Raw genomic sequence first — 15,129 nt, 5'->3', positions numbered from 1 at the left:
GAGAAAACATTTACAGGTTATTAAATCATGTTCAAATTATCGCATGGTGAGAAGCTATTAGAACTGTCTCAGCCAATTGTTATGGGCATTGTGAATGTCACTCCAGATTCTTTTTCAGATGGTGGATCGTTTAACCTTTTTGAGCGAGCATGTCAGCACGTTGATCATATTATTGACCAAGGCGCGAGGATCATCGATATTGGTGGTGAGTCAACACGGCCGGGTGCAACTGAAGTCACTGTCGAGCAAGAACTTGAAAGAGTGATACCTATAATCAAATATATCGCATCAAAACATGATGTATGGATTTCGATAGACACGAGTAAACCCGAAGTGATGAAGCAGGCTGTTGCTGCTGGTGCAAATTTGATTAATGACGTAAGGGCATTGCAATTACCGGGTGCTTTAGCCATGGCTGCAAGTTTGAATGTGCCCGTCTGCCTGATGCACATGCAAGGTCAACCTCAAACAATGCAAAACTCACCTGAATATAAAGATGTCTTTAAGGATGTATTTGAATTCTTTGAGCAACGAATTTCAGCTTGTGAGGACGCAGGGATCACAAGAAGCCAGATAATATTAGATCCAGGCTTTGGCTTTGGTAAAACTTTAGCGCATAATTACCAGCTATTAGCAGGGTTAGCGGCATTTCATCAGTTCGACCTACCGATATTAATTGGTTTGTCGCGAAAACGTATGATCGGTGATCTGTTACAACGAAACACTGCAGAACGTCTTGCTGGCAGCTTGGCTGGTGCATTGATAGCTGCACAACATGGTGCTCATATTATACGTGTACACGACGTGCCCGAAACCGTCGATGTATTAAAGGTGATGGCAGAGACATGCAGTTACGCTAGGCATGTAGCTAATCAAGATTAAAGAAAAAAACTGAGTGAATTCACTTAAGTGGGGAAACGTGAAACAAAGACAATTTTTTGGCACCGACGGCATTCGAGGCAAGGTCGGTTCAGGCAAAATGACACCTGAGCTTGCATTAAAACTGGGGTGGGCTGCTGGTAGAGTATTATCTCGCAGTGGTACAAAGAAAGTCATCATCGGTAAAGATACTCGCATATCAGGCTATTTATTTGAGTCAGCTTTAGAGGCGGGTTTATCCGCTGCAGGCTTAAATGTGTTATTGCTTGGCCCTATGCCTACGCCTGCTGTTGCCTATTTAACGCGAACATTTAGAGCAGAAGCCGGTGTTGTGATCAGTGCATCGCATAATCCATATTATGATAACGGTATTAAATTTTTCTCTACTGATGGCAGTAAGCTCGATGATGCGATTGAATTAGAAATTGAAGCAGAACTAGAAAAACCGCTAATTTGTGTTGAATCACATTTACTCGGAAAAGCACGTCGAATTGATGATGCTGCTGGTCGCTATATCGAATATTGTAAAGGCAATTTCCCGGCTGAACACACTCTCACTGGACTTAAAATTGTCGTCGACTGTGCCCACGGTGCCACTTATCATATCGCTCCTAGTGTCTTTCGTGAGCTAGGTGCTGAGGTGGTTGCTATTGGTGATAAACCTGATGGCATGAACATCAACGATAAAGTTGGTGCAACTTCAATGGCGAAGATTTGTGAAACCGTATTAGCCGAAAATGCAGATCTTGGTATTGCATTAGACGGTGATGGCGACCGAATTATGATGGTCAATCGCCGTGGTGAAGTAATTGACGGTGACCAAATTCTTTACATTTTGGCTGTTGATGCCCAAAAGCGCGGGGTATTAAAAGGTGGCGTTGTTGGCACTTTAATGTCCAACCTAGGGCTTGATTTAGCCTTACAAGATTTGAATATTCCTTTTGTTCGCTCTAATGTTGGCGACCGTTATGTGATGGAGCTGTTAAAGCAACATGAATGGCGTATTGGTGGTGAAAACTCTGGCCATATTCTCAACTTAGATCACGGTACCACTGGCGATGGCATTATCGCGGGCATTTTAGTTCTGGCTGCAATGCGCCGACAAAATGCAAGCTTAGAGTCTCTTACCGAACCAATGAAAATGTTACCGCAAGTATTGGTCAATGTGAGATTTGAAGGTAGTGATAATCCATTAGATTCAGATGCCGTCAAATCAGCCCAGGCTTACGTTGAACAGCAACTAGGTGCTCGCGGTCGCGTTCTATTAAGAAAATCGGGAACTGAACCGTTAATTCGCGTTATGGTGGAAGGTGATGATCACGATCAAGTACTCGCATTTGCAAATAAAATTGCCGAGTCGGTAAAACAGGCCTGCTAATCTTAAAAATAAATAGTCATATTTAATTTATGCTGTCGCTGGGGTGAAAAATAACCACTTCGACAGCTTATTGTAAATATTCATCTATTACCTATTGTAACTTGATAAGTGGTTCGCTATTATTCACGCCGCTTTCAGAGGAGACCGTGATGGCACTCAGACGACCTATGGTAGCTGGCAACTGGAAAATGAATGGTAATTCGGCATTAGCCCAAGAGTTATTCAAGAAGTTTGCTTCGAAGCTGCAAAATGATTCAGCTGAAGTGGTTTTATGCCCGCCTTCAATTTATCTTGAAAGTGTTAGGCAACTGCTTGAGTCAAATAAGCAAACCTTAGATGGTGCGCTTGTTAGAATGGGCGCTCAAAATCTTAGTCAACATGATTTTGGTGCGTACACCGGCGAAATATCCGGGCAGATGCTAAAAGATTCAGGATGTCGATATGTGATTATTGGCCATTCCGAACGTCGCCGTATGTACGGAGAGACGAGTAACATAGTAGCAGAGAAATTTGCTGCGGCTCAAAAACATGGTTTGACCCCTATTTTATGTGTAGGTGAATCAGGTCCAGCTCGTGAAGCAAGACGTACTTTTGAAGTTATTGCTGAAGAACTAGATATCGTCATTGAAAAAAATGGCACCATGGCTTTTGATAATGCAATTATCGCCTACGAACCCTTATGGGCAGTAGGAACAGGTAAAAGTGCAACTCCAGAGCAGGCACAAGAAGTTCATGCGTTTATTCGCAATCGCCTGTCTGAAGTATCTCCATTTATTGGAGAGAATATCAGGATTTTATACGGTGGGAGTGTTACGCCGAGTAATGCGGCAGATATTTTCGCCCAACCTGATGTTGATGGTGGACTGATTGGCGGAGCTAGCTTAAATTCGTCCGAATTCCTAAGTTTATGTTCCATAGCAATGAGCGCGTAATTATTATGTACGAAGTTCTTATAGTTGTTTACTTGGTGGTAGCAATTGGCCTAGTTGGTCTGATTCTTATTCAACAAGGTAAAGGCGCCGACATGGGCGCATCATTTGGCGCAGGCGCGTCAGGTACGTTATTTGGTTCTAGCGGTTCAGGTAATTTTCTAACACGAAGCACAGCCATTTTAGCAATCGCTTTCTTCGCGTTAAGTTTAATTATCGGTAATTTAAGTGCTAACCATAACAAAGCTGAAGATAAGTGGAACGATTTAGGTTCAGCAGCTGAGCAAATCATTGATGATGCACCAGTTGTAGAGCAACAGTCAGAAACTAAGATTCCTGACTAATTACCAGATTAAGCCGAGGTGGTGGAATTGGTAGACGCGCAGCCTTGAGGTGGCTGTGTCCTAACGGACGTGCGGGTTCAAGTCCCGCTCTCGGCACCAGTTAAAAAATGTTCAGTTGAATGGATTTTACTGAATAGTTATTGCAAGGTAAGACGTAAGTCAATATACTTGCACTCAGTTGACGCGGGATGGAGCAGTTTGGTAGCTCGTCGGGCTCATAACCCGAAGGTCGTCGGTTCAAATCCGGCTCCCGCAACCAGCTCCCTGTTATTGATTTTCTGATAACAGATACAGGTTCTATAATAAAATAGCCTCGTAATTACGGGGTTTTTTGTTATATGGACTTTTGATATTCCGTGTTTTTAAGGCGGATTTGATAGGGGCTTTTAGCCCTTTTTTTGTTTTTTTGGGGGTCATTTTTGGCAACACTAGAATCAAGATTGGTAGAGATGTTAGCTGTACCAGTTGAAGCACTTGGTTTTCAGCTTTGGGGCATCGAATATGTTCAGGCTGGTAAACACTCAATCGTACGCGTTTTCATTGATCACGAAAATGGGATCAATATTGAAGATTGTGCCGAGGTGAGTCGTCAAGTAAGTGCGGTACTTGATGTTGAAGACCCAATTTCAACAGAATTTACACTAGAAGTATCTTCCCCTGGGGTTGATAGACCGCTATTTAATGCTCAGCAATATGCGGCATATATCGGCGAAGATGCAAAAGTACAATTGACTATGCCTGTTGCAGGTAGTCGTAATTTAAAAGGCGCCATTTCTAAAGTTGAAGGTCAAATGCTGACAATCAAAGTAGATGGCAAAGACTTGGTTGTTGCTTTGGATAATATCCGCAAAGGCAACATCATCGCAAAATTTTAATAGTTTCAGGTGAAGAACGAGGCTAGACCAAATGAATAAAGAGATCCTGCTAGTAGCAGAAGCGGTTTCAAATGAGAAAGCGGTTCCGCGTGAGAAAATTTTTGAAGCGTTAGAAATTGCGCTTGCTACAGCAACCAAGAAAAAATACGAAGGCGATATTGAAGTTCGTGTTGCAATTGATCGTAAAACTGGCCACTACGACACTTTCCGTCGTTGGATGGTGGTTGATGATCAAGGTGAAGCTTTGGAAAATCCATATAGCGAAATCACCCTTGAAGCTGCCCGTTACGAAAACCCTGAACTTCAACCTGGCGATTATGTAGAAGACGAGATCGAATCAGTCGTATTTGACCGTATTACTACCCAAACAGCTAAACAAGTGATCGTACAGAAAGTACGTGAAGCTGAACGTGCTCAAATTGTTGAACAATTTATTGAGCGTGAAGGCGAAATTGTTACCGGTGTTGTTAAAAAAAGCACCCGTGAAAACGTGGTTGTTGATTTAGGTAACAACGCTGATGGTGTGTTATTCAAAGAAGACTTAATAAGCCGCGAATCTTTCCGCCCAGGCGATAGAGTGCGTGCATTACTTTATGCCGTACGTCCAGAAGCTCGCGGTGCGCAAATATTCTTAACTCGCAGCAAGCCTGAGATGTTGATTGAGCTTTTCCGTGTTGAAGTACCAGAAATTTATGACGAATTGATTGAGGTTATGGGCGCTGCTCGTGATCCAGGTGCTCGCGCCAAAATCGCAGTAAAGTCTAATGACCGTCGTATTGATCCAATCGGTGCGTGTGTTGGTATGCGTGGTGCACGTGTTCAAGCGGTTTCAAATGAACTTGGTGGTGAGCGTGTTGATATCGTGTTGTGGGATGATAATCCAGCACAATATGTGATTAACGCGATGGCTCCAGCAGATGTCGCTTCTATCATCGTTGATGAAGATAACCATTCGATGGATATCGCCGTTGAAGCTGACAGCCTAGCGCAAGCAATTGGTCGTAATGGCCAAAACGTACGTTTAGCCACTCAACTTACTGGTTGGGAATTAAACGTAATGACAGTTGAAGATATGAATAAGAAACACCAGGCAGAAAGTGCCAAGGTAATCGATTTATTCGTATCTTCACTCGATGTAGATGAAGATTTTGCATCAGTATTAGCGGAAGAAGGATTTACTTCATTAGAAGAGATCGCTTACGTACCTGAAGCAGAGTTATTAGCAATTGACGGATTTGATGAAGATATTGTTGCCTCGTTACGTGAACGTGCGAAAGCGGCGATTTCTACTCGTGCACTGGCTTCTGAAGAAGCATTAGATGGTGCACATCCAAGTGAAGACTTATTAGCGCTTGAAGGTTTAGAAACTCACCTTGCATTTGTTTTAGCAAGTAAAGGTGTAGTGACATTGGAAGACCTTGCAGAGCAAGGTATCGATGATTTAATCGAGATAGAAGAATTGACAGAAGAAAAAGCAGGTGAGCTCATCATGGCAGCCCGCAATATCTGTTGGTTTGGCGAAGAAGCATAAGTCGATCAACAGAGGGGATTTAATTGATGGCAGATACAAGTTTAGATAAATTAGCTCAAGAAGTGGGCAAAAGTGTTGATCGTTTAGTTGAACAGTTCAACGAAGCCGGTATTAAAAAAACCAAAGCTGATACCGTTTCAGAAAAAGAGAAACAGCAGCTGTTAGACTTTTTGAAAAAACAACACGGTGGCGACTCCGCACCAACCAAAATGACATTACAGCGTAAAACGGTTTCTACGTTAAGCGTGTCTGGTTCTGGCGGGCAGTCAAAAGATGTGAAAGTAGAGGTGCGTAAAAAACGTACTTTTGTTAAGCGCGAAGATACCGACATCGCAAAACAAGAAGCTGAAGCAAAAGCAAAAGCTGAAGAAGAAGCTAAGTTAAAAGCGGCTGCTGAAGAAAAAGCAAAAGCAGATGCTAAGGCAAAAGCCGATGCTGACGCAAAAGCTAAAGCGGCTAAAGAAGCTGAAGCAAAAGCAAAAGCTGCCAAAGCACCAAAAGCTGAACCTAAAGCAGATAAACCTTTAGATCCAGCTGCTCAAGCTGCAAAAGAAGAAGCTGAGCGTATCAAAGCGACTCAAGAAAAAGTATTAACCCAAAAGCAAAAAGAAGAAGCAGACAAAGCCGCAGAAAAAGCGCGTAAATTGGCTGAAGAAAACTCTAAGCGCTGGGCTGAAGAAGAACGTCAACGTATTGAAGCCGAAAAAAATGGCGATCACCATGTGACCACATCGAAAGTAGCTCGTGCTGCTGAAGATAGTTCAGATATGGATGATGAAAAACGTGGACGTCGTGCACGCAACAAAAACACCAATAAAAAACGTGGTGGAAAAGATGCTCGTGACGGACGTGAAAGACATATGCGCCGTAACACTGCGCCTCAATCTATGGCTCATGGCTTCAACAAGCCAGTTGCCGCAGTGAATCGTGACGTTCGTTTAGGTGAAACGGTTACTGTTTCTGAACTTGCCCATTTGATGGCCGTTAAAGCCACTGAAATCATCAAGCAAATGATGAAAATGGGTTCAATGGTTACTATTAACCAAGTACTTGACCAAGAAACGGCACAAATGGTTGCTGAAGAAATGGGTCATAAAGTTGTTTTGCTTCGTGAAAACGAACTTGAGCACCAAGTGCTTCAAGACCGCGATGATAACGTTAAGTTAGAAACTCGTGCGCCAGTAGTGACTATTATGGGTCACGTTGACCACGGTAAAACGTCGTTACTTGACTATATTCGTCGTGCAAAAGTTGCTGCAGGCGAAGCCGGTGGTATTACTCAGCATATTGGTGCTTATCACGTTGAAACTGAAAACGGTATGATCACCTTCCTAGATACACCTGGTCACGCCGCGTTTACTTCTATGCGTGCCCGTGGTGCTAAAGCAACAGATATTGTTATCTTAGTTGTTGCTGCTGATGATGGTGTAATGCCACAGACTATTGAAGCTATTCAGCATGCTAAAGCCGGTAACGTGCCTTTAATCGTTGCGGTTAACAAAATGGATAAGCCAGAAGCCGACCCAGACCGTGTTAAGAGTGAATTATCACAACACGGCGTTATGTCTGAAGATTGGGGCGGAGACAACATGTTTGTCCACCTTTCAGCTAAAACGGGTGAAGGCGTTGATGAACTGTTAGAAGGCATCTTACTTCAATCAGAAGTATTAGAGCTTAAAGCGGTTCGCGATACTATGGCTGCCGGTGTTGTTATTGAATCACAGCTTGATAAAGGCCGTGGTCCAGTTGCCACCATTCTTGTTCAAGAAGGTACTTTACGCCAAGGCGATATCGTTCTTTGTGGATTAGAATACGGTAAAATCCGTGCAATGAAAGATGAAAATGGTAAGCCAATTACTGAAGCTGGCCCATCGATTCCTGTTGAGATCTTAGGTCTATCAGGTGTGCCATCAGCAGGTGATGAAGCCACAGTTGTACGTGATGAGCGTAAAGCTCGTGAAGTTGCACTTTATCGTCAAGGTAAATTCCGTGACGTTAAACTTGCTCGTCAGCAGAAGTCTAAGTTAGAGAACATGTTCGCTAATATGACCGACGGCGAAGTTCAAGAGTTGAACATCGTCCTTAAAGCAGACGTTCAAGGATCTTTAGAAGCGATTTGTGATTCATTACAAGGCTTATCTACTGAAGAAGTTAAAGTGAACATTATTGCTCGTGGCGTTGGTGCATTAACAGAAACTGATGCAACTTTAGCTGCCGCATCAAATGCTATCATGGTTGGTTTTAACGTTCGTGCCGATGCACAAGCGCGTAAGACTATCGAAGCAGAAAGCGTTGATTTACGTTACTACAGCATCATTTATAACTTAATTGATGAAGTACGTGCCGCAATGACAGGTATGTTAGCCCCAGAATTCAAGCAAGAGATCATTGGTCTTGCTGAAGTTCGTGACGTGTTTAAGTCACCGAAACTTGGTGCCATTGCTGGTTGTATGGTTACTGAAGGTATCGTTAAGCGTAGCGCGCCAATTCGCGTACTACGTGAAAACGTTGTTATCTACGAAGGCGAGCTAGAGTCACTACGCCGCTTTAAAGATGATGCACAAGAAGTGCGTAATGGCATGGAATGTGGTATCGGGGTTAAGAATTACAACGATGTGCGCGTAGGCGACCAAATTGAAGTGTTCGAAACCATCGAAGTAGCGAGAACGCTATAATATGTGAAAGGGCGGCATTAGCCGCCCTTTTTGATTCAATGACTCAGGTGGGTTAATTATGGCAAAAGAATTTAGTCGCACACGTCGAATTGGACAACAACTGCAGCAAGAGCTCGCGATGGTCCTTCAACGTGATATGAAAGATCCTCGTATTGGTTTTGTGACTGTTAATGATGTAGAAGTATCTCGTGATTTAAGTTATGCGCGAGTTTTCGTTACTTTCTTCGAAGAAGACATTACGCTAGTTGAAGAGAAAATTGCCGCATTAACGGCTGCAGCTCCTTACATTCGCACGTTAATCGCTGGGCGGATGAAGTTACGTGTGATGCCAGAACTGCGTTTTATGTACGACAGCTCATTAGTTGAAGGTATGCGCATGTCTAACCTTGTTAGCCAGGTAATTACTAAAGACAAACAGAAACAGCAAGACAGTGGTCGTGCTGATGAAATCGACCAAGACGAAACCCAGGAGAAAGATTAATGGCTCGTCGTCAAAAAGGTCGTTTTATTGATGGTATTGTTCTACTAGATAAAGGCACGGGCATCAGCTCTAACCATGCTTTACAGCGGGTTAAACGCTTTTTTAATGCCAACAAAGCTGGACATACCGGTGCGCTAGATCCCTTAGCGACAGGTATGTTGCCTGTCTGTTTAGGCGAAGCAACTAAGTTTTCTCAGCATCTGCTTGATGCGGATAAACGTTATACGGTTATTGCTAAACTTGGTCAACGTACTGACACCAGCGATTCAGATGGCGAAATAGTTCAAGAGCGCGAGATTAACTTTACCCAAGAACAATTGCTTCAGGCATTAAATCACTTCCGTGGTGATACTATGCAAGTACCATCGATGTTTTCAGCCTTAAAGCATCAAGGTCAGCCGTTATATAAGTACGCGCGAGAAGGGATCGAAGTCCCTAGAGAAGCAAGGCCTATAACCGTCTTTGAATTGAATTTCTTGGGTTTAGAAGGTGATGAATTAACTCTGGATATTCACTGCTCAAAAGGCACTTATATCCGCACCATCATTGATGATCTTGGTGAAATGCTAGGCTGTGGAGCCCATGTTATTATGCTGCGTCGTACTCAGGTTGCTGAGTATCCATACGAGAAAATGGTAACGTTAGCACAACTTGAAGCATTGATAGAGTCGGCAATAGAGCAAGGTGTTCCAGCTAGTGAGTTGTTAGATCCACTATTATTACCAATGGACACCGCTGTGGCTAACTTTACTGAGATAAATTTGCCAGAAACGATGTTGTATTACGTAATGCAAGGGCAAGCAGTACAAGCCTCTGGATTAAAACCCGATGAGTTAGTTCGGATCACCATTGGTGAAGATCGCAAATTTGTCGGTATCGGTAGTATGAACGATGATGGACAACTTGCGCCGAAACGCTTAATTGTTATTCGCGATGAAAATAGCGCTACATCGGCTGATTAATTTGGATCCTTTGCGTGATACGAAGTTAATTTGTATTGCTCTAATGGAAAATTCTAGTTAGAATGTCGCGCTTCCTTTAGCTGAGTTAGTGATCGGCTGAAGATTATTTATATATATTTTGGAGATACACATGTCACTAAGTGCTGAAACTAAAGCAAAAATTCTAGCAGAATTCGGTCGTTGTGAAAACGACACTGGTTCAACTGAAGTTCAAGTTGCTTTATTAACTGCTCAAATCAACCACCTTCAAGGTCACTTTAAAACGCACATTCACGACCACCACTCACGTCGTGGTTTGTTACGTATGGTTAGCGCTCGTCGTAAGCTTACTGCTTATTTAAAGCGTACTGACGTGGCACGTTATACTGCGTTGATCCAGAAGTTAGGTTTACGTCGTTAATACGATTTTGGCTTGCTAACGCAAGTTGAGAACGTTAAAAAAGGAGGCTTAGCCTCCTTTTTTGTTATCTGTAATAAAGTGGTTTACAGTTGAATTATCTGCGCGCTTTGTGTGGCAATATACTTACTTTCAAACTCATCTAACGGCAAAGGTTTACTGTAAAAGAACCCTTGTCCGATTGGACAATCATTTTCTCGAAGCCAGTTCAGTTGCTCTTCATTTTCAATCCCTTCGGCGACAATTGTTAAGTTTAATTGTCTACCCAACATTAAAATAGTCGATGCTATGGCGCTGTCATGGGGTAAGTCGCTCACAAAAGCCCGATCAATTTTCATGGTAGTGATAGGTAAGTGTCGTAGATACGATAATGACGAATAACCTGTACCGAAATCATCCACAGCAATACCAAATCCAGCAGATTTTAATTGTTCAAGTTTGGCAATGGCTTGTTCAATATCATTCATTAAAGATGTTTCTGTTATTTCGATTTCTAACAACTCAGGTCTAATTTGATAGCGTAAAGCTAACTGTTTTATATCGGGCACTAAACTGGCATCAGCAAATTGTTGTGATGCCACGTTAACGGCAATCGGTATGACATAGTTATATTTTTTTTGCCAATCTCTAAGGGTTTTACAGGTTTGTTCTATTACCCAACGACCAATAGGAATGATAATACCTGTTTCTTCAGCCACTGGAATGAATGACATCGGGCTGATAATGCGTCCATCTTTTTGCCAGCGTATTAAAGCCTCGCAACCAATCACTTTGTTGGTGTTGATGTCGAGTTTAGGCTGGAAAAATAATACAAATTCATTGTTTTTCAAAGCGTCATGTAATGAGGCTTCAGTTCTAAGTCTAACAGCTGCACGCTCTGTCATTTGCTCTTTAAAGAATGCCCATTGATTAGAGCCAGCCGCTTTTGCACTGTACATTGCAATATCAGCATGACGGATTAAGTCTTCAGCACTATTACCATCATCCGGGTAAATCGAGATCCCTATAGATGCCGCCGGATGTATAGTATGTTCATTTAATTGCAGTGGTGTATTTAGTTGCATCAATAACTTATCGACAAAATCAGCAGCCTGATCAGGGCTTTGAATGTCATCAGCTAATACAACAAACTCATCACCACCTAAACGCGCAACGCTACCTTTGTCGCCAACCACACGCTCAAGGATCCGCGCGATTCTTGCTAAAAACTGATCACCTAATGCATGACCTAAAGAGTCGTTGACGTTTTTGAATCGGTCTAAATCGATAAACAGTAGTGCAAAATTACGTTTGTGCACCCTTGAGCGCTGAATCGTAACGTTAAGGGTTTCGAGTAACAAAGTACGGTTAGGTAAGCCTGTGAGCGGATCACGGGTTGCCATTTTCCGAAGTTTATTTTGTGTTTGGCTAAACTGAAGAAGGATTTGATTAAACTTACTGGCTACTAAACCTAATTCATCGTCTTTATGGGCTTTAGAGATTGGCAGTAAGTTTTCATCTGGTGAATCGGGGTCAATTTTATCAATCGCTTCGCTGATCCGTGCGATGGGCTGGGTTAAGAAACGATGAAAAACCACTGTTAATACTAAGGTTAATAGCAATGCGCGGGCTAATGTGGCAATAAAGCTCAGTTGTAATTGATCAAAAAGATGGGTTGTTAATTTTTGAGTATCATAAAATATCGTCAGGCTACCAATTAATTGTTGTTTCTTACTGCCTTCGAAATAAAAAGGTCTATAAAGCGGGCGTGATATCTCTTTCAAATCACCAAAAAGTCGATTGCTTAATATGACGTAGTTTTCAGAAAAATCTTCTCCTTCATTAACCACACTAACAAAAAGAGAGCCATCATCGAGCTCTAATGTCGCGGACCCAATGTTATCGACTTTAATAATACCTTCTAACGTTTGCTGGGCGAGTTTATCGTCCAAGGCCCAAACCGCATTGGTGGTCGTTTGTTCGACAGAGTTAAGGAGCTCTTGTTGAGAGCTAGTCAATTGTTGTTTGGTTGTCACCACTACTAATGCTATTTCCACAACAAAAATCGCGATGGCGAAAAAAAGTGCTGTGAATACGACCAGATTAGTTTGCTTCCAAGTTAAGGATTTAAATCTTGGTGTCATTGTTTATTCCATGTCTTTGATGACTTATGGTTATTTGCCTGCTTTTTATGAGTGTTTTAAGACAAATAAACTCGTGTTTCTAATTTTGCGTAACAAGTTGAATCATAGGTAAGAAAACGTTAATACGCCAATCTTACTTTAGTCAAATTAGCTTAGCTTGTCACCCCTATTTATCAGATTAACCCTGATTGGTTGTATTTTGGTTAATCATCAATAGAGATAAGGTATCATTTGCGAGATAAATGATTTTAATTATTCAGAAATAGATCAATTTAGAGCTTGTTTTAAATGAAAAAAATTAATTTTTTCAACAAGTGATAAGTGTCTATTTAACTATTGAATCTATTTGCAGTATACTTGTGCGCGTAATTTAAAGGTCATTAATTAAGGAATGGGTCACGTGAATCCAATTGTAAAGAGTTTTGAGTATGGTCAACATACTGTCACCTTAGAAACTGGTGTTATTGCACGTCAAGCTGATGCTGCTGTTTTAGCAAGCATGGGTGATACAACAGTATTAGTCACTGTAGTAGGAAAAAAAGTTGCTGACTTAAGCCGCGACTTCTTCCCGTTAACAGTTAACTATCAAGAAAAAACCTATGCAGCGGGTAAAATCCCTGGTGGTTTCTTTAAGCGTGAAGGTCGTCCTTCAGAAGATGAAACTCTGATCGCACGTCTAATTGACCGTCCTATTCGCCCTTTATTTCCTAACGGTTTTAAAAACGAAGTTCAAGTTATCATTACTGTCGTTTCGGTTGATCCACAAATTGAGCCGGACATCATATCAATGATCGGTACTTCTGCAGCGCTAGCGATTTCTGGTATTCCATTCAATGGTCCATTAGGTGCTGCTCGTGTAGGTTACATCAATGGTGAATATCTATTAAATCCAACAGTTGACCAACTTGCTGACAGCGACTTGAATTTAGTTGTTGCAGGTACTGAAAGTGCAGTACTAATGGTTGAGTCAGAAGCAAAATCACTAGCTGAAGAAATTATGCTAGGTGCGGTAACTTACGGTCATGATCAACAACAAGTGGTTGTTAATGCAATTGCTGAATTCAAAGCAGAAGCTGGCAAACCTACTTGGGACTGGACTGCACCAGTTCAAGATCAAGACTTAGTCGCTAAAATTAAAGATTTAGCTGAAGTCGGCATGACTGATGCTTACCAAATTGAAGTGAAGCAAGATCGTTATGCCCAAGTTGGTGTTGTAAAAGCAGCAGCAAAAGCGGCACTAATTGCTGAAAATCCAGAAGTTGATCAACGTGAAGTGGATAACTTACTGGGTAGCTTAGAGAAAAATGTTGTTCGTGGCCGTATTATTAGTGGTAAGCCACGTATCGATGGTCGTGAACCAGATATGATACGCGCATTAAGCGTATTAGCCGGTGTACTTCCACGTACTCACGGTAGTTCGCTATTTACTCGTGGCGAAACTCAAGCATTGGTTACCTGTACTTTAGGTACTGAGCGTGATGCACAGAAAATTGATAGCATCATGGGCGAGCGTACTAATCGCTTTATGCTTCATTACAACTTCCCTCCATACTCAGTTGGTGAAACTGGCATGGTGGGTTCGCCTAAGCGTCGCGAAATTGGTCACGGCAAATTAGCGTGGCGCGGTATGAATGCAGTAATGCCTTCTGCTGAAGAATTCCCGTACAGCATCCGTGTGGTTTCAGAAATTACTGAATCAAACGGCTCAAGCTCAATGGCTTCTGTTTGTGGTACTTCACTAGCACTTATGGATGCGGGTGTACCCATTAAGTCTTCTGTTGCTGGTATCGCGATGGGTCTAGTGAAAGAAGGTGACGATTTCGTTGTCCTTTCTGACATTCTTGGTGACGAAGATCACTTAGGTGACATGGACTTTAAAGTAGCCGGTACTCGTGATGGTATTACTGCATTGCAGATGGATATCAAAATCGAAGGTATCACCAAAGAAATCATGGACATTGCTTTGCAACAAGCATACGGCGCTCGTGTTCATATTCTTAACGTTATGGACCAAGCCATTGGTTCACACCGTGATGATATCTCTGACCATGCTCCACGTATTACGACTATCAAGATCAACCCAGAGAAGATCCGTGATGTGATTGGTAAAGGTGGTGCAACGATTCGTGCGCTTACTGAAGAAACGGGCACAACTATCGAGTTAGACGATAACGGTACCGTTAAGATTGCTTCTAACAATGGCGAAGCAACTAAAGAAGCTATCCGTCGTATCGAAGAAATCACTGCTGAAGTTGAAGTGGGTCGTATTTACAACGGTAAAGTTATCCGTATCGTTGATTTCGGCGCATTTGTTAACATTCTTCCAGGTAAAGACGGCTTAGTGCATATTTCACAAATTAGTGATGAGCGCGTAGCTAACGTTTCTGACCATTTAGAAATGAACCAAGAAGTTGCTGTTAAAGTCATGGAAGTGGATCGTCAAGGTCGCGTGCGTTTATCAATTAAAGAAGCACAAACTAAAGAAGCTGCTGAATAAGTTGTCATTTTAGGCTTTTGTATTGAATGATGAATAAGGAGACCATTGGGTCTCCTTT

The 15,129-nt window shown here is 42.2% G+C and carries 12 protein-coding genes and 2 tRNA genes; 13 read left to right on the top strand and 1 reads right to left on the bottom strand.

Annotated features, from left to right (window positions below; all coding sequences use genetic code 11):
* Positions 1 to 27 precede the first annotated feature (27 nt).
* The 12 genes from folP to rpsO all read left to right on the top strand — a co-directional run bounded on the left by folP (position 28) and on the right by rpsO (position 10,454).
* The gene (gene folP / locus NE535_RS03620; protein ID WP_261297326.1) at positions 28 to 882 is read left to right on the top strand and encodes a dihydropteroate synthase; all 855 of its coding nucleotides are present in this window, start codon (positions 28 to 30) and stop codon (positions 880 to 882) included.
* 37 nt (positions 883 to 919) lie between these two features.
* Entirely contained in the window at positions 920 to 2,257 is a 1,338-nt protein-coding gene (gene glmM / locus NE535_RS03615) for a phosphoglucosamine mutase (protein ID WP_261297325.1), read from the top strand.
* Between the two features lie 149 nt (positions 2,258 to 2,406).
* Positions 2,407 to 3,189, top strand: a complete 783-nt coding sequence (gene tpiA, locus NE535_RS03610) for a triose-phosphate isomerase (RefSeq protein ID WP_188840567.1) — start codon at positions 2,407 to 2,409, stop codon at positions 3,187 to 3,189.
* Positions 3,190 to 3,194: 5 nt separating this feature from the next.
* Positions 3,195 to 3,530: a preprotein translocase subunit SecG gene (gene secG, locus NE535_RS03605; RefSeq protein ID WP_261297324.1), complete on the top strand. Its 336-nt coding sequence runs from the start codon at positions 3,195 to 3,197 to the stop codon at positions 3,528 to 3,530.
* Between the two features lie 12 nt (positions 3,531 to 3,542).
* Positions 3,543 to 3,629 (top strand) — tRNA-Leu (locus NE535_RS03600).
* Between the two features lie 83 nt (positions 3,630 to 3,712).
* Positions 3,713 to 3,789, top strand: a tRNA-Met gene (locus NE535_RS03595).
* A 160-nt stretch (positions 3,790 to 3,949) separates the two neighbouring features.
* Positions 3,950 to 4,405 (top strand): ribosome maturation factor RimP, encoded by a 456-nt coding sequence (gene rimP, locus NE535_RS03590; RefSeq protein WP_261297323.1) that lies wholly within the window; start codon positions 3,950 to 3,952, stop codon positions 4,403 to 4,405.
* A gap of 31 nt (positions 4,406 to 4,436) precedes the next feature.
* Positions 4,437 to 5,936: a transcription termination factor NusA gene (gene nusA / locus NE535_RS03585; protein ID WP_261297322.1), complete on the top strand. Its 1,500-nt coding sequence runs from the start codon at positions 4,437 to 4,439 to the stop codon at positions 5,934 to 5,936.
* A 26-nt stretch (positions 5,937 to 5,962) separates the two neighbouring features.
* Positions 5,963 to 8,611, top strand: a complete 2,649-nt coding sequence (gene infB / locus NE535_RS03580; RefSeq protein WP_261297321.1) for a translation initiation factor IF-2 — start codon at positions 5,963 to 5,965, stop codon at positions 8,609 to 8,611.
* Positions 8,612 to 8,669: 58 nt separating this feature from the next.
* Positions 8,670 to 9,092, top strand: coding sequence for a 30S ribosome-binding factor RbfA (rbfA, locus tag NE535_RS03575; protein ID WP_261297320.1), 423 nt, complete (start codon positions 8,670 to 8,672; stop codon positions 9,090 to 9,092).
* A complete protein-coding gene (gene truB, locus NE535_RS03570) occupies positions 9,092 to 10,054 on the top strand; it encodes a tRNA pseudouridine(55) synthase TruB (RefSeq protein ID WP_261297319.1) in 963 nt (320 codons plus the stop codon). The genes rbfA and truB overlap by 1 nt, the downstream gene beginning before the upstream one ends.
* 130 nt (positions 10,055 to 10,184) lie before the next feature.
* Entirely contained in the window at positions 10,185 to 10,454 is a 270-nt protein-coding gene (rpsO, locus tag NE535_RS03565; protein WP_261297318.1) for a 30S ribosomal protein S15, read from the top strand.
* Between the two features lie 83 nt (positions 10,455 to 10,537).
* Here the strand turns inward: rpsO and NE535_RS03560 are convergent, their stop codons facing one another.
* Positions 10,538 to 12,574: a putative bifunctional diguanylate cyclase/phosphodiesterase gene (locus NE535_RS03560; protein ID WP_261297317.1), complete on the bottom strand. Its 2,037-nt coding sequence runs from the start codon at positions 12,572 to 12,574 to the stop codon at positions 10,538 to 10,540.
* 400 nt (positions 12,575 to 12,974) lie between these two features.
* On the opposite strand from NE535_RS03560, the gene pnp reads away from it, so the two are divergent.
* Positions 12,975 to 15,071 carry a polyribonucleotide nucleotidyltransferase gene (gene pnp / locus NE535_RS03555; protein WP_261297316.1) on the top strand — a complete coding sequence of 699 codons (2,097 nt, stop codon included), beginning with the start codon at positions 12,975 to 12,977 and terminating at the stop codon, positions 15,069 to 15,071.
* Positions 15,072 to 15,129: the final 58 nt, after the last annotated feature.

Origin of the sequence: Shewanella holmiensis (assembly GCF_025370255.1) — a bacterium.
GTDB lineage: Bacteria > Pseudomonadota > Gammaproteobacteria > Enterobacterales > Shewanellaceae > Shewanella > Shewanella holmiensis.
Note: the sequence above shows the minus strand (reverse complement) of the source record. Positions and strands in the feature narration are given on the sequence as shown.

Excerpts from the sequence above, each read along its gene's own strand:
- folP (WP_261297326.1), top strand. The coding sequence starts at position 28 with ATGTTCAAATTATCGCATGGTGAGAAGCTATTAGAACTGTCTCAGCCA.
- tpiA (WP_188840567.1), top strand. The coding sequence starts at position 2,407 with ATGGCACTCAGACGACCTATGGTAGCTGGCAACTGGAAAATGAATGGT.
- secG (WP_261297324.1), top strand. The coding sequence starts at position 3,195 with ATGTACGAAGTTCTTATAGTTGTTTACTTGGTGGTAGCAATTGGCCTA.
- nusA (WP_261297322.1), top strand. The coding sequence starts at position 4,437 with ATGAATAAAGAGATCCTGCTAGTAGCAGAAGCGGTTTCAAATGAGAAA.
- infB (WP_261297321.1), top strand. The coding sequence starts at position 5,963 with ATGGCAGATACAAGTTTAGATAAATTAGCTCAAGAAGTGGGCAAAAGT.
- rbfA (WP_261297320.1), top strand. The coding sequence starts at position 8,670 with ATGGCAAAAGAATTTAGTCGCACACGTCGAATTGGACAACAACTGCAG.
- truB (WP_261297319.1), top strand. The coding sequence starts at position 9,092 with ATGGCTCGTCGTCAAAAAGGTCGTTTTATTGATGGTATTGTTCTACTA.
- rpsO (WP_261297318.1), top strand. The coding sequence starts at position 10,185 with ATGTCACTAAGTGCTGAAACTAAAGCAAAAATTCTAGCAGAATTCGGT.
- NE535_RS03560 (WP_261297317.1), bottom strand. The coding sequence starts at position 12,574 with ATGACACCAAGATTTAAATCCTTAACTTGGAAGCAAACTAATCTGGTC.